The organism is Pseudomonas sp., from assembly GCF_050739775.1.
Taxonomy (GTDB): Bacteria; Pseudomonadota; Gammaproteobacteria; order Pseudomonadales; family Pseudomonadaceae; genus Aquipseudomonas.
Window position 1 is genome coordinate 176,249 of the sequence record NZ_JBOICA010000001.1, and the last position, 23,043, is coordinate 199,291.

The following is a 23,043-nucleotide window of genomic DNA, read 5'->3' on the forward strand; positions in this document are numbered from 1 at the left end:
AACAACCCTAAGGTTACTGCATGTCCAGCGGTACGCTCGAGACCATCGGCTGCTGGCCAGTGGTCGGCACGGCAATCTCCACCGGCATGCCGTCTTCAGCGGCAACCACGTCACGCACCATGTCCCAATTCATGTGCAGGTTGTTGGCCAGGTCTTCGCGCTTGAGCAAGGCGTTGATCACCGCGGTGTGCTTGTCGACCACCGATGGGTCACCCTTGTCGTCCAGCGGCGTATGCGCCTCGAGGTAGACCTTGCCAGCGCTGAGGCCGAACTTGTACGGCTCGTTGATGATGCGCACCGGAACACCGACCGGGGCCATCTTGGCCAGCTCCAGCACGTTGTTGTTGAACATGCGGAAACAACCATGGCTGGTGCGCATGCCGATACCGAACTTCTTGTTCGAACCGTGGATCAGGTAGCCCGGCACGCCCAGGGTGAACTTGAACGGGCCCAGTGGGTTGTCCGGGCCTGCCGGCACCACGGCTGGCAGGATGTCACCATCTTCGGCGTGCTCCTTGCGGATCGAGGCCGGTGGCGTCCAGGTCGGGTTCGGCGTCTTGGCCGTGACCTTGGTATTGGCAATCGGCGAACCCCAACCTTCACGACCAATGCCCAACGGATAGGTGTGTACCACGTTCTGCCCTTTCGGGTAGTAGTACATGCGGTACTCGGCCAGGTTGATGACAATGCCTTCACGCGGGCCCGGCGGCAGGATGAAGCGGGTCGGCAGAATGATTTCGGTGCCGGCACCCGGCAGCCAGGGGTCGACGCCCGGGTTGGCGGCGATCATTTCCAGGTAGCCAAGGTCGTTGGCGGTGCCGATATCGGCGAAGGTGTCTTCGTACTTGGCCTTGATCACCTGAACCTGGCCAATGACGTCTTGACCAGGCGGCGGCAGGGGGAACTCCAACGCAGCAGCAGGACCTGCCGCCAGCAGGGCGGCCAGGGACAGGCAACGGGTGACGGCGGGAAAGCGCGGCAACATCCGGGAAATCCTTCGCTAATTCAGTGAGGTCAAGATGACGATTGTACACCGCCCCCAGCACAATCGGGAGTGATCCGGACGGAGGAAGACGTTACAGGGGATGAAAGGCTAGATCGGAGCGTTACAGTTCGGGCCAGACAGGCCGTGTGCCGCGGCGCTGGGCATCGAGAATAGCCCGGCACAGGGCGCACAGGCGGCGATCGCGATAGATACCGCGCTCGACCGCCGACCAGCGCGGCTGCGCTGGCAACAAGGTGCCGCACAGGGTGCGGTCGGCCGAGCCCCCCAGCTCGAGCTGACGGGCCACCAGATGGACGCGGATCTCCTGGCAGGCGAACAGGTCAAGCTGTTCGTCAGGCTCGATCAATTGATAGGCAAACAGGGACCAGGCGGGACGCGGCATCGGGGGCTCCAGATCGGGGGCGCCACATTAGCCGAAAGCCGGTCAGTATAAAAGCGTCAAAGCAGCGGTTTTAGCTGCGGCCAGGCATTTTCCAGCAACCGGGCCTGGGCGCCCTGTCCCGGATGGATACCGTCGGCCTGCATCAGCTCGGGCACGCCACCGACTCCTTCAAGAAAAAACGGCACCAGCGGCACCTGCTTATCTGTCGCAAGATTTTCATAAACCTGGGCGAACGCATCGGTGTAACGCTTACCGTAATTGGGCGGCAAACGCATGCCCAGCAACAACACCTTGGCACCGGCTGCGCGGGAACGATCGATCATTGAGGCAAGATTTTGTTGCAATTGCGCTGGAAGCTGCCCACGCAGGCCGTCATTGCCACCCAACTCCAGCACCACCAACTCCGGTTTGTGCTCTGCAAGCAGCGCCGGCAGCCGTGCCTGGCCTCCTGCACTGGTATCGCCACTGATCGAGGCATTGACCACTTTGGCGTCAATCCCCTCGGTTTCAAGGCGTTGCTCCAGCAAGGCAACCCAGCCCTGGCGGGTATCCAGGCCGAAAGCGGCACTGATACTATCGCCGACAATCAGCACGGTCCCCGCTGCTGCGCCCTGGGCCAAGCACATCAAGGCCAGGCCAGCACTCAATAACCACACTCGCATCGGATTCTCCATGGGCCCCAGCATTCTCACTGCGCGCAACCTTAGCAAAGTGGTTCCCAGCGCGGAAGGCGACCTGACCATCCTGCACGAACTCTCACTGGAATTGAAACAGGGCGACAGCCTGGCCATTGTCGGTGCCTCGGGCTCGGGCAAATCGACCCTGCTCGGCCTGCTCGCCGGCCTGGATCTGCCCAGCGCGGGCTCCGTGACCCTGGCAGGGCATGACCTCGGCCCACTGGATGAAGACCAGCGCGCACGGGTACGCGCCGAGCACGTCGGTTTCGTGTTTCAGTCGTTTCAGTTGCTCGACAGCCTTAACGCCCTGGAAAACGTCATGCTGCCCCTGGAGCTGGACGGTCGCCGCGATGCCCGAGAACATGCCCGCAGCCTGCTGGAGCGAGTCGGCCTGGGCCAGCGCCTGAGCCATTCGCCGCGCCAATTGTCCGGTGGCGAGCAGCAACGCGTCGCCATCGCCCGGGCCTTTGCCGCCGAACCTGCGGTGCTGTTCGCCGACGAGCCGACCGGCAACCTCGACAGCCACACCGGTGAGCGCATCAGCGATCTACTGTTCGAACTGAACAAGGAACGCGGCACCACTTTGGTATTGGTCACCCATGACGAACGCCTGGCCCAGCGCTGCCGTCGTCTGATCCGCCTGGACGCCGGCCATCTGGTCGCGCCACTGGAGCCCTGATGGCCCGCCTGCCGTTTTTGCGCCTGTTGGCCCTGGCCCTGCGCCAACTGCTGCGCGACGCTCGCGCCGGTGAACTGCGCGTGCTGTTCTTCGCCCTGCTGGTGGCGGTGGCAGCCAGTACCGCCATCGGTTATTTCGGTGCCCGCCTCAACGGCGCCATGCTGCTGCGCGCTACCGAGTTTCTCGGCGCTGACCTGGTGTTGCAAGGCAGCTCACCAGCCCAACCCGAACAGATCGCCAGTGGCAAGTCCGCTGGGCTGTTGCACGCCCAGGTTGTCGAGTTCTCCAGCGTGATTGCCACCGACAATGGCATCCAGCTGTCGAGCATCAAGGCCGCCGACAATGCCTACCCGCTTCGCGGTGAACTGCGCAGCGCCGCCGAGCCCTATGCCAGCGAAACCAGCGGTGGCGGACCGGCGCCGGGCGAGGCCTGGGTCGAACCGCGACTGCTGGCCGCCCTGGACCTGAAGATCGGCGACAGCATTGATGTCGGCATGAAGACCTTGCGCATGAGCCGGGTGCTGACCTTTGAGCCAGACCGCGCCGGCAATTTCTACAGCCTTACCCCACGCGTGCTGATCAACCTTGTCGACCTCGATGCCACCGGCGTGGTGCAACCTGGCAGCCGGGTCACATACCGCGACCTTTGGCGTGGCGAACCCGAGGCCCTGGCCAGCTACCGTGACGGCGTCAGTAAAAGCCTGGCACCCAACCAGCGCCTGCAGGATTCACGCGACGGCAACCGCCAGATCGGCGGCGCCCTGGGCAAGGCCGAGCGCTACCTGAACATGGCCAGCCTGGTTGCCGTGTTGCTGGCCGGTGTGGCCGTGGCCTTGTCGGCCAGCCGCTTTGCCACCCGCCGATTCGATGCCAGCGCCCTATTGCGTTGCCTGGGCCTGTCGCGACGCCAGGCGCTGAGCCTGTTCTGCCTGCAACTGGCAATACTCGGCAGCCTCGCCGCCCTGGGTGGCGCGCTGCTCGGCTGGCTGGCGCAACTAGGCCTGTTCAAGCTGTTGCAAGGCCTGATGCCCGCACAAATCCCACCGGGCGGCCTGGCACCGGCGCTGGCCGGGATCGCCACCGGCCTGGTGGCCCTGGCTGGCTTCGCCCTGCCACCACTGGCCGCATTGGGCCGGGTGCCACCCCTGCGAGTGCTGCGCCGCGACTTGCTGCCAGTACCGCCAAGCAGTTGGCTGGTGTACGGCGCCGCCCTGCTCGCCCTGGGCCTGATCATGTGGCGCTTGAGCCTCGACCTGCTGCTGACCTTTGCCCTGCTCGGCGGTGGCCTGGTGGCGGCGGTACTCCTCGGTGGCCTGCTGTTACTCGGCCTACGCAGCCTGCGCCGTATGCTTGCCGGCTCGCCATTGGCCTGGCGCCTGGGCTTGGGCCAACTGCTGCGCCACCCGCTGGCAGCGGCCGGACAATCCCTGGCCTTCGGCCTGATCCTGTTGGCCATGGCACTGATCGCCCTGCTGCGTGCCGAGTTGCTCGACACCTGGCAGAACCAGTTGCCCAAAGACGCGCCGAACTACTTCGCCCTGAACATCCTGCCCGACGACAAGAACACCTTCGCCCAACGCCTGAACGAATTCTCCGTCGAAGCCGCGCCGCTCTACCCGGTCATCCAGGGGCGACTGACCGAAATCAACGGCCAGGCCGTGCAACAGATCGTCAGCAAGGAATCCACCGGTGATCGCGCGGTGCAGCGCGACCTCAGCCTGACCTGGGCTGCCGACCTGCCCCAGGGCAACGCCCTGAGCGAAGGCCAGTGGTGGCAGGCCCACCCGGCCCCGGACAACGTCGGGCCCGGCGTATCGGTCGAAGCAGAACTGGCCCAGAGCCTCAAGCTCAAGCTGGGCGACCAGCTCACCTTCAGCATCGGCGGCCAGCAACGCCAGGCCGTGGTCAGCAGCCTGCGCACGGTCAACTGGGACAGTTTCCAGCCCAACTTCTACATGATCTTCCAGCCCGGCACCCTGCAGGACCTGCCCACCACCTACCTGACCAGCTTCTTCCTCGCCTCCGGCCACGACCAGCAGGTGGTGGCGCTGTCGCGGGCATTCCCGGCAGTGACCATCCTGCAAGTCGATGCGCTGCTGGAACAGCTGCGCAGCATCCTCGCCCAAGTCACCCTGGCGGTGGAGTATGTGCTGTTGTTTGTCCTTGCGGCGGGGTTGGCAGTGCTGTTTGCCGGTCTGCAGGCCACACTGGACGAGCGCATTCGCCAAGGCGCACTGCTGCGTGCCCTTGGCGCCGGGCGCGGCCTGCTGATCAAGGCCCGGCGTATCGAGTTCGGCTTGCTGGGGGCTGCCAGCGGCTTACTGGCAGCCATCGGCTGCGAGCTGATCACCCTGTTGTTGTACAGCTACGCCTTCGACCTGAGCTGGAGCCCACATCCGTGGTTGCTGGTGCTGCCAGTGATCGGTGCCTTGCTGGTGGGTGGGGCCGGCGTCTACGGCACCCGCCGGGCGCTCAATGCCAGCCCGCTGAAAGTGCTGCGCGAAGGCTGATAGAAAGCAGGTTGTAGCGATGAGATATCGTTAGAATCCTGAGCATCTATCGCCATACCTACCCGATGAAGGACCAAGCGTGGCTACAAACATCATCACCAGAGAAGGTTACGAGGCGCTGAAGAGCGAGCTGGATCACCTCTGGCGCACCTACCGTCCCGAGATCACCGCCAAGGTTGCCTGGGCTGCGTCGCTGGGTGACCGCAGTGAGAATGCCGATTACCAGTACAACAAGAAACTGCTGCGAGAGATCGACAGACGGGTACGCTACCTGCGCAAGCGCTTGGAAGACGCAAAAGTCGTCGATTACTCGCCTGAGCAGGAAGACCGGGTTTTCTTCGGCGCCTGGGTGGAAATAGAGAACGACAAAGGCGAGATCAAGACCTTCAGGATCGTAGGTTACGACGAGATCTATGGGCGCAATGACTACATTTCGATCGATTCACCCATGGCCCGAGCGTTACTGAAAAAAGGTAAAGATGACGAGGTGGTGGTGCAAACGCCTGGGGGGGAAGCCACCTGGTACATCAACAGTGTCACCTACAGACCACCGGGCTCATCCGAAGACGCGTAACCGTGTCATGTGTTTGCTGCACTGACCTTCATTGCAGCCAGCGGCTCACCTGCAGCGTGACTCGTACCGGCCTTTGACCTGTCACATGCAAGTGCCCCTGGCACCTGGAACAGCAGACAAACACAACAATACGGCCTGAACCCTCATGCATGCCCAACGAAAAGCACTGCACAACGAGTTGCATGCTCGCCCGTCGCTGTATTTCGACGAGCCGGCTCATGTTTACCACCTGGCGTTTCTCGGCACTGCCGCCCAATGCACTGCCCTGCTGCAGCGCTGCGCTCCCGACAGGTTCGAACCCGAAGCAGCTCAGGGCATCACTCAATTCCATGGCCACCCATTCAAATGGGAACGCCATGCCGAATTCTTTACCGTGACCCTGGTGGTGCCCGCAGACAACAGCGAGCTGCGTTGGGGAACACTTCCCGAGGCGCTGGCACAAGCGATCGAGCCCTGCCAACCGCTGATCATCAATTCCGTACAAGTGATCGTGCGCGACGAGACCGGGCTCGACCTCAGCCGGTATGGCTTCAAGGACCCCTGCGGCTCCTGTGTCGGCGGTGGCGATGCCGTGGTCTGGAGCGATTTTCGCCTGACCGAAGACGGCACCAATCGCTTTTTGTTCATCAACCGGCGGCTCAATGCCTATCGCCAGGGCCGCATGGTCCGCCGCCTGTTGGAAATCGAGACCTACCGAATGATGGCCTCGCTAAGTCTGGACACCGCCAAAGCCTTGAGCAGCCAACTGGATGCCTATGACCGCAGCCTGGTCAGCTTGTCGGAACGCAACGTGGCCAGCGACGGTGGCAATGCCAAGGCACTGCTGGAGGACATTGCCCAACTGTCACGCCAGGTGGTCGGCAGCACAGTAAAAAGCCGCAATCGCTTCAGCGCCACCCAAGCCTATGCGCAACTGGTTTTTGAACGCTTGGGCGAATTGCGTGAAAGCCATGTCGGCGATTACCAGCGCCTGGGCATATTCATCGAGCGCCGCTTCAAGCCCACCGTGCGCTACTGCGCGGCCACCGAGCAACGCCTTGAACAACTGGCTGAAAACGTCGCCAACCTTGGTGACCTGCTGCAAGCGCGGGTGCAGGTGGAAATGGAAGAACAGAACGCTGAGATCATGCACAGCCTGAATGCACGCGCCGAATCGCAGATCAAGATCCAGCGGGCGGTGGAAGGCCTGTCGATCATTGCCATCACCTACTACCTGCTGAGCCTGTTCAAACTGTTCTACGCCGGCTTGCATACCCTGGGCGCACCGATTTCGGCACGCGATGCGCTACTGGCCATGGCGCCGGTAGCGCTCCTTATCCTGCTGCTGATTTTGTTGCGTATCAGAAAAGCCAAGGAGCATTGAGCCGAACCAGAGGATCAACCGCGGGTGATCAGACCTTGCCGCGCAACGCGGGTCAGGTGCCCGATCACCTCAGCGGCGTCTTCGGCGCTAGGCGCCTGGATCACAGCCAGGTCGAAGCGGTCACTGGCGAACTGCTCAAGAGAAGCGCGAGTGTCGGCGAACTGGATCAGAAAAGCGGTGGCACTGCCTTTGCGGCGTGGCCAGCCATCGAGAAATCGCAGGAGTGTAGGCTGGTGGCTACCGCCCAGCAAAATGCGCGGCACGCGGGTGGCCTGGCTGGCAGGCAGAGGGGTCAGACAGACACTGGTACGTGGACAACTCATGGAGTAATTCTCCGCCTCGCAGATCCCGCTGGGCTGCGGTGGGAGGCGTCACCGAACCAGCGTTTTAGCGGTATTTGGTGAAACCCGTAAGGTTCCTCCTGCGCCCCGCAAGTAGCTGTTTAAATCGGCGCAAGTCAGCATCCTAGAGAAGCTGCGGGCGAACTGTCAACCCGCAGGGAGCTACCTTTATTAACATTACGACACAAAACAATAGCGAAGCGAATTGTGCTCCGTTGTGAGGGCTGCTGGGTATGCGGCCCCGCGATGATTTCCCACAGTCATTTACGCCCCGCCACCTTACGTCCTTGCGGTTCCAGCGACTCCCGCTCACGATCAAACGCCAGAAAGTACTTATTGACGCTATTGACGTAACTGACCGGCCCCATCCCCACTTGCTCCATGGCAATCCGCTCGGTCTGGAAAAACCACTGATTGCCATTCAGTCCACGACGCCGAGCCTCGGCGCGCATCGCCTGAACCCGCTCAGGCCCCAGATTGTAGGCCGCCAAGGTAAAGGCCATCCGCTCACGCTCATTGAGCTGATTGCTGGAAAAGAACTTGCGCCGAATCAGCGCCATATAACGCGCGCTGGCCTGCACATTGCCATCAACATTACTGATATTGCTCACCCCCACCCACTGGGCCGCACTGGCGGTAATCTGCATCAACCCATGGGTTCCCCCGGCACCTCGGGCCGAAGGATTGAGCGAGGACTCTTTGAAGGCCACCGCCGCCAGGTTCAGCCAGTCGATATTCTGTTCGCTGGCATGGCGCTGCAGCACCGGACGTAGCGCTTCCAGTCGTTTACGATCATTACGCGCCAAAGGATTGTGTACCCGGTACAGGCGTCGATAGATACGCTCGAACGCCGCGTCCTGATTCGCCGGCGGCCGATAACCTTGCAGAAAACGGTCGACACTGGCGTGCAACATCACCGCATCGCGCCGCACATACCAGCGCATGGCCTCGGGAGCGGCAACCTGCACTTTGCGGTCGATACGCAGCTTGGGCATAACCCTGGCCCAACGCTCGGCTATCGGCTGCTCGACAACGGTCAGATGAAAGATGCCGGCCTGGACCATTTCCAGAACATCTTCCACCGCCAACGTCGGATCGACCCATTCGACTTTAATCGGTGGCAGCTTGCGCAGGGCCAGCTTCTGGTTGATTTCATGCAGGGTATCGCCGGCGGCACTGGCACTGGTCAGGGCCAGGGTGCGGCCGGACAGTTGCTCGACCCGCTGGAAGCTGCGCTCGCCCTTGCGTCCCACCAGGACCATGGGCACGTTGTCGACCACCGGATCGCTGGCCACCAGGCCGCGGGTGGAGGTTGGGTCGAGCAATTCGCCCGGCGCCACCAGATCGGCTTCGCCGCGCTGCAAGGCCGCCAACAGTTGCTCCTTGGCCCGGGGAATGATTTTCAGGCGAATTTCCTGGCCGTCGCGGGCGCGGCCATTGAGGTAGTGCTCAAAGGCACGCAGGCGGTGGTACTCAACACCCACCGGCTCGCCCTTGACTTCGCCGGAGCTGTTGCGGCTCTGGTTGACCAGCACCTTGAGTTCTCGGCTGCTGCGAATCTGTGCAAGGTCGCGGACCTGGGTCTTGGCCACCGCCTGTTGCGGACCGGGCAGGCGCGCACTGACCGGACCTGCCTGAAGCAGCCCTAAACTCAGCACAATCAACAAAAACAGCGCTCGGGTCATCCGTATCAAGGTCCGCGCGTGTGGGGTTGGCGTCATAGTGTGCGGTCGTAACATGACAATTGACCGCAAAAGACCACGACAACTCATTGAAGTTCTTGGATTTATCGAAATACCCCGAGCTTTGCTATGCTGGCCGGCCAGCGGCCTGAGGTAGCACCATGCAACTCATCGACATCGGCGTCAATCTGACCAACCCAAGTTTTGCCGACAAACACCAGGCGATTCTCGAGCGCGCCGAGGCCGCCGGTGTGCTGCAGATGATAGTCACCGGTACCAGCCTGCAAGGCAGTGAGCAGGCACTCGAACTGTGCCTGGCACTGGATGAAAGCGGCCAGCGACTGTTCAGCACCGCCGGGGTTCACCCCCACGATGCCAGCAGTTGGAACAGCGACAGCGCCCGACAGATGCGCGCCTTGCTGGAGCAACCCCGGGTGCGTGCGGTGGGCGAATGCGGGCTGGATTTCAACCGTGATTTCTCACCCCGCCCACAACAGGAAAAAGCCCTGGAGGAGCAACTGGCCCTGGCGGTCGAGTTGCAGATGCCGGTGTTTCTCCATGAGCGTGATGCCAGCGAGCGCCTGCTGGCGATCCTCAAGGACTACCGTGACCGCCTGCCCGCCGCTGTGGTGCACTGCTTTACCGGCGAGCGCGCGGCCCTGTTCGGCTACCTGGACCTTGACCTGCACATCGGCATCACCGGCTGGATCTGCGACGAGCGGCGCGGCACGCACCTGCACCCGTTGGTGAGCAGCATTCCCCAGGGCCGCCTGATGCTCGAAAGCGATGCGCCGTACCTACTGCCGCGCAGCCTGCGGCCCAAGCCCAAGAACGGTCGCAATGAACCAGCTTTCCTCACCGAAGTCCTGCGCGAAGTTGCCCTGCACCGTGGCGAAAGCACCCAACAGCTGGCAGCCCATACCAGCGCCTGCGCACGTGCCTTCTTTGACCTGCCCGCGATTATTTGACGCATATCAAGGCGCCCCCTGCTCGGTCCGGCACAATGATGGCACCTTGCCAACAATGTTTCCGCTCAATCAGAGAAGACCTTCCATGGGTGCCTGGCTTAGCAATATCTCCCTGAAATACAAGTTCTGGGCCGTCAATGCGGTGGCCTTCGTCACAACCCTGTTCCTGGTGCTCTATGCCGTGCACCTGGAGCAACAGGCCCGGGCGCAGGATGCCCAAGCCAAAGCCCAGGCCGAGGCTCAGTTACTGGCAGCCTGGCCCAACGGCCAGGCCTTGCCGCACAATCCGTTGTGGCTGCAGTACGCCCCTGGGCAAGTACCATTCTTTGCCGATGCCAACCTCGAAGCCCTGGCCAATGCCCAGGGCTGGGTCGAGCTGCGTGGTCTGCCCCTGACCGGCACTGATCCACTGAGCGGCGCCCAGGTGATCAGCCGCGACGGCCAGCAGATCGCCGTCCTCGCCCCCGCCCCCAGCCTGCTCCAGGTGTTTACCGACCGTTTCACCAACTACGCAATCTGCGTCCTGATCCTGATGCTCGCCATGCTCTGCGCCTCGCAGTTGCTGATACGCTTCCTGCTCAGCCAGCTCAACACCCTCAAGGACGTGATGCTGCACGTGGAAAAGACCGGCGACCTCTCGGCGCGGGTACCCTTGTCTTGCGGCGATGAGGTCGGCCAGATGGCCAGTGCCTTCAACGCCATGCAGACCACCTATCACCGCGTGGTCAACACCGTGGCACGCACCGCCGCCCAGCTCGATTCCGGTGCCGCGCGCCTGGCCACGAGCATGAACGAGGTGCGCCATGGCATGCTCGGCCAGCAGAGCGAGACCGACCAGGCCGCCACCGCCATCAATGAGATGTCGGCCACGGTCTATCACATCGCCCAGCATGCGAGTGCCACCCGCGACCTGTCGCAGACCGCCGACACCCTGGCCGGCAGCGGCCAGGAAGTGGTCAGCCGCGTGCAGACCTCGATTTCCGGGCTGTCCAACGGCGTGCAGCAGACCGCCGAAATGATTCACCAACTGGCCGAGGACAGCCAGAAGATCAACAGCGTGGTCGGGGTGATCCACAGCATTGCCGAGCAGACCAACCTGCTGGCCCTTAACGCGGCCATCGAAGCCGCCCGCGCCGGTGATCTGGGTCGTGGATTTGCCGTGGTCACCGATGAGGTGCGCAATCTGGCCAAACGTGTGCAGGCTTCCACCGACGAGATCACCACCATGGTCTCGGCGCTGCAGGCAGGCACCCGCGATGCTGTGGACTTCATGCAGGAGAGCTCGTTCAAGGCTGACGACTGTGTCCAGCAGGCCCAGGAAGCCGGCGCTGCCCTGGCCGAGATCACCAGCGCGGTGGCACAGATGCGTGAAAGCAACACTCAGATTGCCGTCGCCGCTGAGCAGCAAAGTCAGGTGGCCGAAGAAATGAACCGTGCGGTGGTGAGTATCCGCGACGTCACCGAACAGACCGTCCAGCAGACCGTCGACTCGGCCACCACCAGCAGCGAGCTGGCCACCCTGGCCGGCGAACTGAACAAAGCCATCGGCCAACTAAAGCTATAAGCCCGATAGCCGGCGCTGATTGGCCCCCTGACGGGGGCCGCACTATTCTTCAGATATAGCCCTGAGGAATTTCCCATGCGCAAACGCTTGCCCAACCTGCACGCCTGGCAATGGCGTGGCTACCACCATAACCCGACCAACCTGGTGTTGTACCTGATCGCCGTGCCGTTGTTTGTCCTCGGTGCGCTGCTGGTGTTGTCGGGGTTGTTCTCCCTGGACCTGGGGCAACTGGCCGTCGGCATCATCGCCCTGATCGCAGGCCTTGGCCTGCAGCGCCAGGGCCATCGCCACTAGGCAAAGACGGTCACCGTTTGCCGGCTGATGGCCAGCAACTCGCCCTGGGCGGTCCACAGCGCCGCAGAGGCATGCCCATAGCCATCACGGGCGTGTTCGGTCTGCGCACAATACTTGCACCAGTCCAGGGTGGTCAGGCTTGGCACCGGCTGAATGAACTCGATGGTCCAGGTAAGAGTGCTACCTGCCGCCGGTTTCTTCAGGTGCGACAGCAAAGTCGGCGGCCAGGCATCTGCCAGGGCCAGCAGGTGCGCTTCACTCAGGGTTTCGTCACCGCCTTCGTCACGCAGCCTGACCCAGCCGCCCATGCTGCGCGAGTGGTTGTTGCTGAACGGAATCCCGCCGATCGCCCAGCGCAGGGATACATGCTGCATGAACTCAGGGGTCACGCCTTTGATGTAGGGAAGCTCACCAGTGGCCGCTTCAAGGCTACTCATCTCCACGGCGGGCAGTGCCGGAACATCGACCACTGAATCGCGCCCGCCACCGAAGCTGCCCTGCATCAGGGTCACCACTTGGCCATTTTGTACGGCGCGGCCCAACAGCGAACTGACCGCCTTGCCCTCACGCAGCAACTCCACTTCGAAGCTGATCGGCACCTCAGGCTCGGCCGGGCCCACGAAGGTGATTGCCAGGGAACGCACCGGGCGACCGGGCGAGGTCTTGGTGCGCATGGTTTCGTACAGCAGGGCCGCCATCAAACCGCCGAAACAGGCACGCCCTTGCGCCCAGCTGGCAGGAATGGACACCGCCTGGGGATGCAGGCGGACCGCCTTGAGCAATTGCGAAAAATTCATGCCGACCTCATCCGTGGGAAAAGTCCGATCTTAACCAGCAGAGACGACAGCGACAGCCCGCATTTCGGCCATATCTGCGGCTTATCGCTGCGCCAGCAGCGCTTGCAAGCGCTCCAGGGTGAAATCGGCACGCTGTTCGGCTTGGTGAAGCTGTGCTTGCCAGTGCTCAACACAAGGCGCGAGGTCGCGCTGCTGCTCGGCCTGCAACAACCACTGGAGCAGATCGTGCCAACTGCCCAGATCGCTCTGGGCGCGTTTGAGCACCTGTTGCAAACGTCGCCCGGCATGCCCCAGTTGCGGGTACGCTTCAGCCGCATAGCGCACGCGCTTGATCAGCAAGCGCAGGCGATGACGGTCATGGGCCGGGTCCTGTAGCGCTTCACGCAACTTTTTCCACTGCTTCTCCAGGCGTCTGTCGATACGCTTGCGCAAACTGCGAATCAAGCCTTCCCGCTCAGCGGCACGCAAGAAGATCGGAAAGGCATCGACAATCGCCAACAAACGCCCCAGCTCGACACTCTCGGCAACGCTGGCGAAGGTCTCCCGGCGATGAGCCAGGCGTGCCTGCGCCGCCGCCAACTGATCGCGTTCGAGCAGTTGCGCCGCCAGCACCTCACGGTCACGCAGCGGCGTGGTCAGATTGCCCAGCGCTTGCGCCGCACCCTCAAGCTGTTCGACCCCAGGCAACTCGCGCAGCGGCCGCAGCAAGCTGCGTAAGCGGCGCGTGGCGGTACGCAGGTCGTGCAGTGCCTCGCTGTCGGTGTCAGCCGCCAGCCGCGCCTGGCAACCGAGCAGGCGAACCTGCAGGGCCAGTACCTGGGCAATCACATGGTCGAGCATGACCGACATGGTGTTCTCCTGGGTCAGCGACCGGCGCGGGACTCACGAATGTAGAAACGGGCCTTCTGAGCTTTGTTGCTGCAACCTTCGAAGGCTTCGAACTGCTGCTGGGTCTTGGCCCCGGTCAACAACGAAAGCGCTTTGGAATAACTGACCGTACCGGCAAAGCCTTCGGCCTTGGCCAGATCGAGCTCCTTCCAGGCCGAATCCAGCTGATTGGCACAACTGTCGCGATAGGCTGTCTTGCCAGCACAACCGGTCAGGGCCAGAGCAATCAGGGGCAGGCAAATCCAGGCTTTCATCGGTGATACCTCAAAAGAAATGTTCAGGATGGCGCGTTCGACGGCAACAAAGAAGAAAAGTGCCCTGCAAAGCGTAGCGCAGCACGCGTGACGATTGAAGCACAGACACCAATAGGCGCATTGTTAGAGCATCGACGGCATACAACCGGGAGCCATCATGAGCAAACGCGTGGCATTGGTACTGGGCTCAGGCGGGGCTCGTGGATATGCGCACATTGGTGTGATCGAGGAACTGGAACGTCGCGGCTATGACATTGCCTGCGTAGCCGGCTGCTCCATGGGTGCGGTGATTGGCGGCATCTATGCGGCGGGCAAGCTTGAGGAGTATCGCAGCTGGATCGAAAGTCTGGACTACCTGGACGTGCTGCGCCTGGTGGATGTGAGCTTTCGCTTAGGGGCCATTCGCGGCGAGAAAGTGTTCGGGCAGATTCGCAAGATCGTTGGCGAAGTGAACATCGAAGAACTGCGCATTCCCTACACGGCAGTGGCCACCGACCTCACCAACCAGCAGGAAATCTGGTTCCAGGAAGGTTGCCTGCATCAGGCCATGCGTGCCTCGGCAGCAATCCCCAGCCTGTTCACCCCGGTGGTACAAGGCAACCGCATGCTGGTCGACGGCGGCATTCTCAACCCGTTGCCGATCATCCCGGTGGTCTCCAGCCACTGCGACCTGATCATTGCCGTGAACCTCAACTCGACCAACCAGAAGCAGTACCAACTGCCGGTGATCGAACGCCCGGCAGCCTTCAAGCTGCGCTTTGACAGCCTGATCAGCTCCCTGGGTTCACACCTGCCGTTCAGGCGCAAACAAGCCGAGCAACTGATGCGCATCGAGCAGGAACTCACACCCCAGGCAGTGCACATTCCCAACCCCTGGCTCAGCGATGCCGCCGCCCCTGAGGCGCAGCAACCGGCAGCGGCTCCGGAAAGTGACGGCGCACCGAAGTCGGCGGCAGGTTCGTTCATCATCGACAACGTCGGGCCCGGGTCACTGCTGGACCTGATCAACCAGAGCTTCGAGGTGATGCAGACGTCGCTGGCCCAGTACAAGATCGCCGGCTACCCGCCGGACGTGCTGATCAACGTACCCAAGCGGGTGTGTCGCTTCTTCGAGTTCTACAAGGCGCCGGAGCTGATCGCCTTGGGCAGGGAAATTGCGCGGGATACCATGGAAAACTATGAGGCGGAACGGCGCTGAATGTTTGAATCCACCGCAGTTGTGGGAACGGTAGGGCTTAAGCCTGCTCCGGCCCCACCAAGCGATACCCCACCCCTGGCTCGGTGATGATGAAGCGCGGCGCCGTCGGGTCATCCCCCAGCTTCTGCCGCACATGGGCGACAACGATACGCAGGTAGTGACTGTCATCGACATGGGTGGGCCCCCAGATGTCCTTGAGCAGTTGCTGCTGGGTGATCACCCGCCCCGGATGCGTCGCCAGCTGTGCCACCAGCGCGTATTCCTTGCGCGTCAGGGCGACCTCGACACCGTCCAGGATCACCTTGCGAAAAGCCAGGTCGACCGTCAAGGGGCCAAAGCTCGGCGCGACGTCCGTTGCCGTGGCCTGGGGCGCCTGGCGCAATAACGCCCGCACCCGGGCGAGAAATTCCTGGATGCCGAACGGCTTGGTCACGTAGTCGTTGGCACCGCCATCGAGTGCCTCGACCTTCTGGATTTCGCTGGCACGCACTGACAAAACCAGTACCGGCACTGGACTCCATTCACGCAACTCGCGCAGCACCTGCTGCCCGTCCATGTCCGGCAGACCAAGGTCCAGCACCACCAGGTCGGGCCGGGCCAGCGCGGCCTGGGTCAGTCCTTCGGCGCCAGTGGCGGCCTCCAGCACCTTGTAGCCCTGGGAACTGAGGCTGATGCGCAGGAACTTGCGAATCTGTGGTTCATCATCGATGACAAGCAGGGTTGCGATCTGACTCATGGGGCTTCGCTTTCAGGCTCGGGCTGGGTCGGAAGCGGCAAGCATAATGTGATGCAGGTGCCTTGGCCATCGATACCATCGCCCACCAGAATATTCCCGCCGTGGGCGCCAATCATGCCCTGGCAGATCGCCAGGCCAAGGCCTGTGCCTTGCCCGCCACGATCACCGCGGGCAGCGGTGTAGAACATATCGAAGATCTTCTCACGGTCGGCCAGGGGAATACCCGGCCCTTCATCGCTGACGGCGAAATACAGATGCTCGTCGGCCGCCGATACCCGCAGTTGCAGACGTCCGTTGGCAGGCGAAAAGCGCGCGGCGTTCTCCAGTACATTGACCAACGCCTGCTCGATCAAAGCGGCATGCACGAACAATAGCGGCAAACCATCCGGCACCTCGGTGATCACCTGCAGCGGCGCCAGCACGATACGCAGGCGATTGAGGGCACTGCCGACGATATCGGTGGGCGCCACCCAATCACGGGCCAGCTTCAGGCCGCCGTGGCCCAGGCGGGTCATGTCCAACAGGTTCTGGATATAGCGATCCAGGCGTTCGGCTTCATTGCGCGTGCCTTCGAGCAGCTCGTGGCGATCGCCCTGGGGGATCGATTCGCCCAAGGCCAGCAGGCTGTCAATACTGCCGCGCATGGCCGTCAGCGGTGTGCGCAGGTCGTGGGACACCGACGCAAGCAAGGCGCTGCGCAGTTGCTCGGTCTCGCCATGCAGGCGCGCCGCTTCCAGTTGTTCGGCCAGGCGTGCCCGAGCCAGGGCCTGGGCCAGCGGCTGGCTCAGGGCCTTGAGCAGGCGCCGGCGCTGTGGCGTCAGCGTCTGCCCCTGGTGCGGACGCACCCCAAGCAGTGCCAGGGGCTCTTCCTCCACCGACAACGGCCACCACCACCAGCGGCCATTGGGCAAGGTATCACTGCCCAACCCCGCCGCCTGATCGTGCTGCCAGGCCCAGTCGGCGGCGGCCCGTTCGTTGTCGCTGAACTGCACGCTGCCAGCACTGGCGACCTGCAGACGACCTTCGACATCCCGTTCAAGCAGGCACACCTGCAAATCGTTCCAGCCGTCGAGGTGCTGCCCGGCAGCGTTGAACACGGCCTGGCGGTCGGTGGCGGCAGTCAGTTTGCGCGACAGATCGAGCAACTGGTTAGTCTGCTCCTGGGTTTCGCGCAGCGCCTGCAACTGCCGGCGCTGGCGTGCAGCGAGGTTGCCAGTGAGCGCCGCCATCAACAGAAAGAACAGCGAAGTCAGCACATCCTCTTCACGCTGGATGCTGAAGGAGAAGGTCGGTGGGATAAACAGGAAGTCATAGGTCAGGAACGACATTGCCGCACAGGCCAGAGACGGACCCAGGCTGCTGCGCACGGCCACCAGCAACACGGCGGCAAGAAACACCAGGGAGATATTGGGCAAGGCCAGGACACCGGAAACGCCCCAGGCAATTCCCGCAGCCAGCACCGTGGCAACCAGCGCCAACAGATAGTGCCGCCAGACCCAGACTTTTTTCACTGCCGCGCTCGGCGGTTCGGGCCTCTCGTCACGGTCAAGCACGTTGACTTCCAGACCATGGGCCTCACGCAACAAGCGTGTGGCCACGCCGGCACCGAACAACCGCCGCCGCAGACGATCGCGGGACTGGCCAACCAGCACCAGGTTGGCGCGACGCTCCAAAGCATGCTGGATCAGCGTCTTGGCCACTTCGCCAGCACGCAGTAACACCACTTCACCACCCAGGCGCTCGGCCAACTGCTGGGCAGCCTGCAAGCGCTGGCGGGCCGTTTCGTCACGCAGTGTGCCGTTGTCGATATGCACCAGGCTCCAGGGCAGGTGACGACGCTGGGCCACCCGGCTGGCATGGCGCACCAGGCGCTCGGCCTGGGCGTTACCATCCACCCCGACAAGCAAACGACCGCGCAAGGAGGGTGCCTCCTGGCCGAGCTGGCGGTAACCGTGAGCCAGGTCGGCATCGACCTGGGCTGCCGCCGTCTGCATGGCCAGCTCGCGCAAAGCGGTGAGGTTGGTCTGACTGAAGAAGGCATCGATCGCCGCCCGTGCCTGTTCGGGCACGTACACCTTGCCTTCGCGCAGGCGCTCCAGCAATTCGCGCGGCGGCAGATCGATCAGAACCAGTTCGAAGGCTTCCTGCAGCACCCAGTCCGGCAGGGTTTCACGCACCTGCACGCCAGTGATGCCGCGCACCTGGTCGTTGAGACTTTCCAGGTGCTGGACGTTGACCGTGGTGTAGACATCAATGCCCGCGGCCAGCAGCTCCTGCACATCCTGCCAGCGTTTGGCGTGGCGACTGCCAGGCGCGTTGCTGTGGGCCAGCTCGTCGACCAGCGCCAGTTGTGGCGAGGCCTTGAGCAGGCCATCCAGGTCCATCTCCTCAAGCTGTACACCGCGGTACTCCGAGCGCACCAGAGGTTGTTGCGCCAATCCGCCGAGCAGGGATTCAGTTTCGGCCCGGCCATGGGTCTCGACCACCGCTGCCAGTACTTGCACGCCCTGGCGCACCTGGGCATGGGCAGCCTGGAGCATGGCGTAAGTCTTGCCCACCCCCGGCGCCGCCCCCAAGAACACCTTGAGCCTGCCGCGCCCTTCGCGCGGCAGCCCGGCCAACAACGCATCGGCGCGTTCGGAGTTGCTATCGCTCACTGCTTGTCCTTATTTCGAAGCCGGGGCCAGCCGTTCTAGGGCGGCGTTCAAGGCCAGTACATTGACCACCGGCGGACCGATCAATGGCTGCAGGGTGGACTGCTCGACCAAGGCTTGCAAGGCCTGCGTGCTGAGCTGACGTTCAGCCGCCACCCGCGGCAGTTGATAGGCCACGGCGGCAGGCGACAAATGCGGGTCCAGGCCACTGCCGGAAGTGGTCAGCAGGTCCAGCGGCACCGCCCCCTGCGTTTCGATATACTGCTGCGCGGCACTCTCGCCAATGCGCTGGGCCAGCGCCGGGTTGCTCGGTGCCAGGTTACTGGCACCACTGGCGACGGTGGCATAGTCAGCCGCTGATGGCCGCGCGTGGAACCAGGCATCGCCTTTGAAAGCTTGGGCGATCAGCAGCGAACCGCGCACCTGGCCCTGGTCATCGCGCAGCAGGCTGCCGTTGGCCTGTTCAGGGAAGGCCACCTGGGCCACCCCGGTGACCACCAGCGGGTACACCGCGCCGGTGATCAGGGTCATCAGCAAAATCAGGCTCATGGCCGGACGTACGTAAGTTGTCATGGTCGTCTCCTTGGTATCAGACCAGGTGCAAAGCGGTAAGCAGCATGTCGATCAGCTTGATCCCGGCAAACGGCACAACCAGCCCGCCCACACCGTAGATCAGCAAGTTGCGACGCAGCAGGTGTGCAGCACTGGCGGCCTGTACCCGCACTCCGCGCAGGGCCAGGGGAATCAGCACGACGATGATCAGCGCGTTGAAGACGATGGCCGAAAGAATCGCGCTCTGCGGGCTGCTCAGGTGCATTAGGTTGAGCACACCCAACTGCGGGTAGATCGCTGCAAACAGGGCCGGCAGAATGGCGAAGTACTTGGCCACGTCGTTGGCAATCGAGAAGGTGGTCAAGGCGCCGCGGGTTACCAGCAACTCCTTGCCAACCTGCACCACATCCAACAGCTTGGTCGGGTCGCTGTCCAGGTCAACCATGTTGGCTGCCTCGCGGGCCGCCTGGGTGCCGTCGTTCATGGCCATGCCGACATCGGCCTGGGCGAGCGCCGGGGCATCGTTGGCGCCGTCGCCGCACATGGCGACCAGGCGGCCGTCGTTCTGCTCCTGGCGAATGCGCGCCAGTTTCTTCTCCGGCGTGGCTTCGGCCAGCACGTCATCGACCCCGGCTTCGGCGGCGATGGCCGCGGCAGTCAGCGGGTTGTCACCGGTAACCATCACGGTGCGGATGCCCAGCTTGCGCAGTTCGGCAAAGCGCTCGCGAATCCCCGGCTTGACCACGTCCTTGAGGTGGATCACCCCCAGCAGGCGCTTGTCGACACAGACCAGCAAGGGTGTACCGCCGCTCTGGGCGATCTTGTCCACTTCGCGGGACAGCGACGACGGCAACTCCAGGCGCTGCATACCGACGAAGGCCAGCACCGAATCCACCGCGCCCTTACGGATCCGACGCTGCTGGTAATCAACACCGGACAGGCGGGTCTCGGCACTGAAGGCCACTGGTGTCAACTGATCAGCGCGCGGCTCGTCGAAGTCGTGCAACTGACGCAGGTACTCGACGATCGACTTGCCCTCGGCCGTGTCGTCAGCCAGCGAGGCCAGCAAAGCGCCCTCGCCCAGCTCCTTGGACGTTACCCCAGGGGCGGCATGCAAGGCACTGCAACGACGGTTGCCGAAGGTGATGGTGCCGGTCTTGTCGAGCATCAGCACATGCACGTCACCGGCGGCCTCCACGGCGCGGCCAGAGCGGGCAATGACGTTGAGGCGCACCAGGCGATCCATGCCGGCAATACCAATGGCCGAGAGCAGGCCACCGATGGTGGTGGGGATCAGGGTGACCAACAGCGCCACCAGGAACACCAGCGGAATGCTGCCACCAGCAAAGTGCGCGAACGGTTGCAGCGTCACCACGACCACTAGGAAGATCATGGTCAGGCCGATCAGCAGGATGTCCAGGGCGATCTCGTTGGGGGTCTTCTGGCGCTTGGCGCCTTCGACCAGGGCGATCATGCGGTCCAGGGTCGACTCGCCCGGGTTGCTGGTGATGCGGATCAGCAACCAGTCGGAGACCAGCCGGGTATTGCCGGTCACTGCCGAGCGATCACCACCGGACTCACGAATCACCGGCGCGGACTCACCGGTAATGGCCGCTTCGTTGACTGCGGCAATCCCTTCGAGCACTTCGCCGTCACTGGGGATCATCTCCCCGGCCAGCACCTTGACCACATCGTCCTTGCGCAGGCTAGTGGCTGGCACCACCTCGAAATTGCCCGAAGCGTTGCGACGCCGGGCGCTCAAGCCCTGGCTACCGGCCTTGAGGCTGTCGGCGCGGGCCTTGCCGCGGCCTTCGGCCAGGGCTTCGGCAAAGTTGGCGAACAACACGGTGAACCACAGCCACAGGGCAATTTGCACCGCCACTGCAGTAGGCACGCCATTGTCGGGCACCAGGCACAGCAAGGTGGTGAAGATCGCGGTCAGTTCCACCACCAGCATCACCGGTGAGCGTTTGAGCTGACGTGGATCGAGCTTGACGAAAGCCTGCACCAGCGCCGGGCGCCATAGCGCGGCAAAGGTGGTCCGTGCCGCAGGGGCCGGCGCCGCTTTCACTTCAGGAATCGGCATGTTCATGATTCGCTCCTCAGAAACCCAGGCTCAGGTGTTCGGTAATCGGGCCCAGGGCCAGGGCTGGCAGGAAGGTCAGGCCACCGATCAACAGAATGGTTACAACCAACAAGGTGACGAACAACGGACCGTGGGTCGGGAAGCTGTTCTCGCCCAGCGGGGCGGTCTTCTTCATCGCCAGACTGCCCGCCAGGGCCAGCACCGGCAGGATGTAGCCGAAGCGGCCGATCAACATACCCAACCCCAGCATCAGGTTGTGGAAGGTGGTGTTGGCGCCGAAACCGGCAAAGGCGGAACCGTTGTTGGCACTGGCCGAGGTATAGGCGTAGAGCACCTGGCTGAAACCATGGGCACCCGGGTTGGTGACCGAGGCTACAGGGCCTGGCAGACTGGCCGCCAGGGCACCGAGAACCAGCACGCCTACCGGCATTACCAGCAGGGTCGCCACCAGCAGTTGCACTTCCCGCGCCTGGAGCTTCTTGCCCAGGTACTCCGGTGTGCGGCCAATCATCAAACCGGCGAGGAACACCGCGATCAGGACGTTGAGCAACATGCCGTAGAGCCCGGCACCGACGCCGCCGAAGATCACCTCGCCGACCATCATGTTGACCAGCGCGACCATGCCGCTGATAGGGTTGAGGCTGTCGTGCATGTTGTTCACCGAGCCATTGGAGGCTGCGGTAGTGGTCACCGTCCAGAGCACACTGGCGGTGGTGCCGAAACGGTTTTCCTTGCCTTCGAGCGGCGCGGTCTGTTCGACCTGCGGGTTGTTCAGGCTCGGGTTGGCCTGGTGCTCGGACCACAGCGCAGCGCTGCCACCGATCAGGAACAACGCCAGCATGCAAGCGATGATCGCCCGGCTCTGACGCAGGTCTTTGACGTAGTGACCGAAAGTGAACACCAGGGCCGCCGGAATCAGAATGATCGAGGCCACTTCGAACAGGTTGCTCCAGGCTGTCGGGTTCTCGAACGGGTGCGCCGAGTTGACACCGAAGAAGCCACCGCCGTTAGTGCCCAGTTGCTTGATGGCGATCTGGCTGGCTGCCGGGCCGAGCGGGATGGTCTGGTCAGCACCTTGCAGGGTCAAGGCCTGGACGTAGTCGCCAAAGGTCTGCGGCACGCCCTGCCAGACCAACACCAGGGCCAGTAGCAGGCACAGCGGCAGCAACCCATAGAGTGTGGCCCGGGTCATGTCGACCCAGAAGTTACCCAGCGTGCTGGTCGAGCGCCGGGCAATGCCACGGCACAGCGCGACCAGCACGGCAAGGCCGGTGGCAGCACTGACGAAGTTCTGTACCGTCAGGCCGAGCATCTGACTCAAATAGCTGACCGACGCTTCGCCGCTGTAGGCTTGCCAGTTGGTGTTGGTGACGAAACTCACCGCGGTATTGAACGCCAGCGACCATTCCTGGCCCGGCAGGCTCTGCGGGTTGAGCGGCAGGTAGCCCTGTAGAAGCAACACGGCAAAGACCAGTACGAATCCGGCCAGGTTGAAGGCCAGCAAAGCCAGGGTGTACTGTTTCCAGTTCTGTTCGGTGTCGGCATTGACCCCGGCCATCCGGTAGCAGCCACGCTCCACCGGCCCCAGCACGGGCGACAGCCAGGTGCGCTGGCCTTCCATCACCTTGTAATAGAAACGCCCGAGCCAGGGCGCCGGGACTAATACCAGCGCAAAGAACGCCAGCAGCAACGCGTAATCGTAACTGTGCATGGTCGCTCCTAACCCCGGTCAGCGCGCAGCAGCGCGACCATCAGGTAGATCATCAAGGCCACTGCCAACAGCAGTGACACCCCGTCCAGAATGCTCATCGAAACTCTCCGTCCTTACGGCACTTCGC

The 23,043-nt window shown here is 63.0% G+C and carries 21 protein-coding genes and 1 pseudogene; 8 read left to right on the forward strand and 14 right to left on the reverse strand.

Annotated features, from left to right (window positions below; translation table 11 throughout):
* Positions 1-13 precede the first annotated feature (13 nt).
* From ACRESH_RS01000 to ACRESH_RS01010, 3 genes are all read right to left on the reverse strand, one after another.
* The gene (locus ACRESH_RS01000; RefSeq protein WP_431740176.1) at positions 14-985 is read right to left on the reverse strand and encodes a L,D-transpeptidase family protein; all 972 of its coding nucleotides are present in this window, start codon (positions 983-985) and stop codon (positions 14-16) included.
* A gap of 121 nt (positions 986-1,106) precedes the next feature.
* On the reverse strand, positions 1,107-1,388 hold the full coding sequence (locus tag ACRESH_RS01005; protein WP_431740177.1) for a hypothetical protein: 282 nt from the start codon (positions 1,386-1,388) through the stop codon (positions 1,107-1,109).
* A gap of 56 nt (positions 1,389-1,444) precedes the next feature.
* Positions 1,445-2,050 carry an arylesterase gene (locus ACRESH_RS01010; protein WP_431740178.1) on the reverse strand — a complete coding sequence of 202 codons (606 nt, stop codon included), beginning with the start codon at positions 2,048-2,050 and terminating at the stop codon, positions 1,445-1,447.
* A 10-nt stretch (positions 2,051-2,060) separates the two neighbouring features.
* Here ACRESH_RS01010 and ACRESH_RS01015 point away from each other — a divergent pair, with 10 nt between their 5' ends.
* The 4 genes from ACRESH_RS01015 to ACRESH_RS01030 all read left to right on the forward strand — a co-directional run bounded on the left by ACRESH_RS01015 (position 2,061) and on the right by ACRESH_RS01030 (position 7,191).
* A complete protein-coding gene (locus ACRESH_RS01015) occupies positions 2,061-2,744 on the forward strand; it encodes an ABC transporter ATP-binding protein (RefSeq protein WP_028941428.1) in 684 nt (227 codons plus the stop codon).
* Entirely contained in the window at positions 2,744-5,254 is a 2,511-nt protein-coding gene (locus ACRESH_RS01020; RefSeq protein ID WP_431740179.1) for an ABC transporter permease, read from the forward strand. Before ACRESH_RS01015 ends, ACRESH_RS01020 begins: the two co-directional genes overlap by 1 nt.
* A 79-nt stretch (positions 5,255-5,333) precedes the next feature.
* Positions 5,334-5,828: a transcription elongation factor GreB gene (gene greB / locus ACRESH_RS01025; RefSeq protein WP_431740180.1), complete on the forward strand. Its 495-nt coding sequence runs from the start codon at positions 5,334-5,336 to the stop codon at positions 5,826-5,828.
* Between the two features lie 145 nt (positions 5,829-5,973).
* Complete coding sequence (locus ACRESH_RS01030; RefSeq protein ID WP_431740181.1) at positions 5,974-7,191, forward strand: DUF3422 domain-containing protein; 1,218 nt, start codon at positions 5,974-5,976, stop codon at positions 7,189-7,191.
* A gap of 14 nt (positions 7,192-7,205) precedes the next feature.
* Here ACRESH_RS01030 and ACRESH_RS01035 read toward each other — a convergent pair whose 3' ends face one another.
* Positions 7,206-7,514, reverse strand: coding sequence for a hypothetical protein (locus tag ACRESH_RS01035; RefSeq protein ID WP_431740182.1), 309 nt, complete (start codon positions 7,512-7,514; stop codon positions 7,206-7,208).
* Positions 7,515-7,792: 278 nt separating this feature from the next.
* On the reverse strand, positions 7,793-9,217 hold the full coding sequence (locus ACRESH_RS01040) for a transglycosylase SLT domain-containing protein (RefSeq protein WP_431740183.1): 1,425 nt from the start codon (positions 9,215-9,217) through the stop codon (positions 7,793-7,795).
* Between the two features lie 158 nt (positions 9,218-9,375).
* Here ACRESH_RS01040 and ACRESH_RS01045 point away from each other — a divergent pair, with 158 nt between their 5' ends.
* From ACRESH_RS01045 to ACRESH_RS01055, 3 genes and pseudogenes are all read left to right on the forward strand, one after another.
* Complete coding sequence (locus tag ACRESH_RS01045; protein ID WP_431740184.1) at positions 9,376-10,182, forward strand: TatD family hydrolase; 807 nt, start codon at positions 9,376-9,378, stop codon at positions 10,180-10,182.
* 85 nt (positions 10,183-10,267) lie between these two features.
* Positions 10,268-11,746, forward strand: coding sequence for a methyl-accepting chemotaxis protein (locus ACRESH_RS01050; protein ID WP_431740185.1), 1,479 nt, complete (start codon positions 10,268-10,270; stop codon positions 11,744-11,746).
* A gap of 75 nt (positions 11,747-11,821) precedes the next feature.
* A pseudogene (locus ACRESH_RS01055) lies at positions 11,822-12,034 on the forward strand (terminase); the annotation flags it as partial.
* Between the two features lie 2 nt (positions 12,035-12,036).
* On the opposite strand, the gene ACRESH_RS01060 reads toward ACRESH_RS01055, so the two are convergent.
* The 3 genes from ACRESH_RS01060 to ACRESH_RS01070 all read right to left on the reverse strand — a co-directional run bounded on the left by ACRESH_RS01060 (position 12,037) and on the right by ACRESH_RS01070 (position 13,979).
* Positions 12,037-12,837: an acyl-CoA thioesterase gene (locus ACRESH_RS01060; RefSeq protein ID WP_431740186.1), complete on the reverse strand. Its 801-nt coding sequence runs from the start codon at positions 12,835-12,837 to the stop codon at positions 12,037-12,039.
* An 81-nt stretch (positions 12,838-12,918) separates the two neighbouring features.
* On the reverse strand, positions 12,919-13,686 hold the full coding sequence (locus ACRESH_RS01065) for a CHAD domain-containing protein (protein WP_431740187.1): 768 nt from the start codon (positions 13,684-13,686) through the stop codon (positions 12,919-12,921).
* A 14-nt stretch (positions 13,687-13,700) separates the two neighbouring features.
* Positions 13,701-13,979, reverse strand: coding sequence for a hypothetical protein (locus tag ACRESH_RS01070; protein ID WP_431740188.1), 279 nt, complete (start codon positions 13,977-13,979; stop codon positions 13,701-13,703).
* Positions 13,980-14,136: 157 nt separating this feature from the next.
* Here ACRESH_RS01070 and ACRESH_RS01075 point away from each other — a divergent pair, with 157 nt between their 5' ends.
* Positions 14,137-15,177: a patatin-like phospholipase family protein gene (locus tag ACRESH_RS01075; protein WP_431740189.1), complete on the forward strand. Its 1,041-nt coding sequence runs from the start codon at positions 14,137-14,139 to the stop codon at positions 15,175-15,177.
* A 37-nt stretch (positions 15,178-15,214) separates the two neighbouring features.
* Here the strand turns inward: ACRESH_RS01075 and ACRESH_RS01080 are convergent, their stop codons facing one another.
* From ACRESH_RS01080 to kdpF, 6 genes are read right to left on the reverse strand one after another with little or no spacing between them, the layout of a single operon-like run.
* Positions 15,215-15,913 carry a response regulator gene (locus ACRESH_RS01080; RefSeq protein ID WP_431740190.1) on the reverse strand — a complete coding sequence of 233 codons (699 nt, stop codon included), beginning with the start codon at positions 15,911-15,913 and terminating at the stop codon, positions 15,215-15,217.
* On the reverse strand, positions 15,910-18,570 hold the full coding sequence (locus tag ACRESH_RS01085) for a DUF4118 domain-containing protein (RefSeq protein WP_431740191.1): 2,661 nt from the start codon (positions 18,568-18,570) through the stop codon (positions 15,910-15,912). The genes ACRESH_RS01080 and ACRESH_RS01085 overlap by 4 nt, the downstream gene beginning before the upstream one ends.
* A gap of 9 nt (positions 18,571-18,579) precedes the next feature.
* Positions 18,580-19,140 carry a potassium-transporting ATPase subunit KdpC gene (gene kdpC, locus ACRESH_RS01090; RefSeq protein WP_431740192.1) on the reverse strand — a complete coding sequence of 187 codons (561 nt, stop codon included), beginning with the start codon at positions 19,138-19,140 and terminating at the stop codon, positions 18,580-18,582.
* A 16-nt stretch (positions 19,141-19,156) separates the two neighbouring features.
* Positions 19,157-21,211, reverse strand: a complete 2,055-nt coding sequence (gene kdpB / locus ACRESH_RS01095; RefSeq protein ID WP_431740193.1) for a potassium-transporting ATPase subunit KdpB — start codon at positions 21,209-21,211, stop codon at positions 19,157-19,159.
* Between the two features lie 10 nt (positions 21,212-21,221).
* Positions 21,222-22,916 (reverse strand): potassium-transporting ATPase subunit KdpA, encoded by a 1,695-nt coding sequence (gene kdpA, locus ACRESH_RS01100; protein ID WP_431740194.1) that lies wholly within the window; start codon positions 22,914-22,916, stop codon positions 21,222-21,224.
* 8 nt (positions 22,917-22,924) lie between these two features.
* Entirely contained in the window at positions 22,925-23,014 is a 90-nt protein-coding gene (kdpF, locus tag ACRESH_RS01105) for a K(+)-transporting ATPase subunit F (RefSeq protein ID WP_105642480.1), read from the reverse strand.
* Positions 23,015-23,043: the final 29 nt, after the last annotated feature.

Bases quoted from the DNA above. Each gene is read 5' to 3' on its own strand.
- ACRESH_RS01005 (WP_431740177.1), bottom strand. From the start codon at position 1,388: ATGCCGCGTCCCGCCTGGTCCCTGTTTGCCTATCAATTGATCGAGCCT.
- ACRESH_RS01030 (WP_431740181.1), top strand. From the start codon at position 5,974: ATGCATGCCCAACGAAAAGCACTGCACAACGAGTTGCATGCTCGCCCG.
- kdpB (WP_431740193.1), bottom strand. From the start codon at position 21,211: ATGAACATGCCGATTCCTGAAGTGAAAGCGGCGCCGGCCCCTGCGGCA.
- ACRESH_RS01045 (WP_431740184.1), top strand. From the start codon at position 9,376: ATGCAACTCATCGACATCGGCGTCAATCTGACCAACCCAAGTTTTGCC.
- ACRESH_RS01035 (WP_431740182.1), bottom strand. From the start codon at position 7,514: ATGAGTTGTCCACGTACCAGTGTCTGTCTGACCCCTCTGCCTGCCAGC.
- ACRESH_RS01075 (WP_431740189.1), top strand. From the start codon at position 14,137: ATGAGCAAACGCGTGGCATTGGTACTGGGCTCAGGCGGGGCTCGTGGA.
- ACRESH_RS01060 (WP_431740186.1), bottom strand. From the start codon at position 12,837: ATGAATTTTTCGCAATTGCTCAAGGCGGTCCGCCTGCATCCCCAGGCG.
- ACRESH_RS01080 (WP_431740190.1), bottom strand. From the start codon at position 15,913: ATGAGTCAGATCGCAACCCTGCTTGTCATCGATGATGAACCACAGATT.
- ACRESH_RS01040 (WP_431740183.1), bottom strand. From the start codon at position 9,217: ATGACCCGAGCGCTGTTTTTGTTGATTGTGCTGAGTTTAGGGCTGCTT.
- ACRESH_RS01065 (WP_431740187.1), bottom strand. From the start codon at position 13,686: ATGTCGGTCATGCTCGACCATGTGATTGCCCAGGTACTGGCCCTGCAG.
- ACRESH_RS01015 (WP_028941428.1), top strand. From the start codon at position 2,061: ATGGGCCCCAGCATTCTCACTGCGCGCAACCTTAGCAAAGTGGTTCCC.
- kdpA (WP_431740194.1), bottom strand. From the start codon at position 22,916: ATGCACAGTTACGATTACGCGTTGCTGCTGGCGTTCTTTGCGCTGGTA.
- kdpC (WP_431740192.1), bottom strand. From the start codon at position 19,140: ATGACAACTTACGTACGTCCGGCCATGAGCCTGATTTTGCTGATGACC.
- ACRESH_RS01000 (WP_431740176.1), bottom strand. From the start codon at position 985: ATGTTGCCGCGCTTTCCCGCCGTCACCCGTTGCCTGTCCCTGGCCGCC.
- kdpF (WP_105642480.1), bottom strand. From the start codon at position 23,014: ATGAGCATTCTGGACGGGGTGTCACTGCTGTTGGCAGTGGCCTTGATG.
- ACRESH_RS01050 (WP_431740185.1), top strand. From the start codon at position 10,268: ATGGGTGCCTGGCTTAGCAATATCTCCCTGAAATACAAGTTCTGGGCC.
- ACRESH_RS01070 (WP_431740188.1), bottom strand. From the start codon at position 13,979: ATGAAAGCCTGGATTTGCCTGCCCCTGATTGCTCTGGCCCTGACCGGT.
- ACRESH_RS01020 (WP_431740179.1), top strand. From the start codon at position 2,744: ATGGCCCGCCTGCCGTTTTTGCGCCTGTTGGCCCTGGCCCTGCGCCAA.
- ACRESH_RS01010 (WP_431740178.1), bottom strand. From the start codon at position 2,050: ATGCGAGTGTGGTTATTGAGTGCTGGCCTGGCCTTGATGTGCTTGGCC.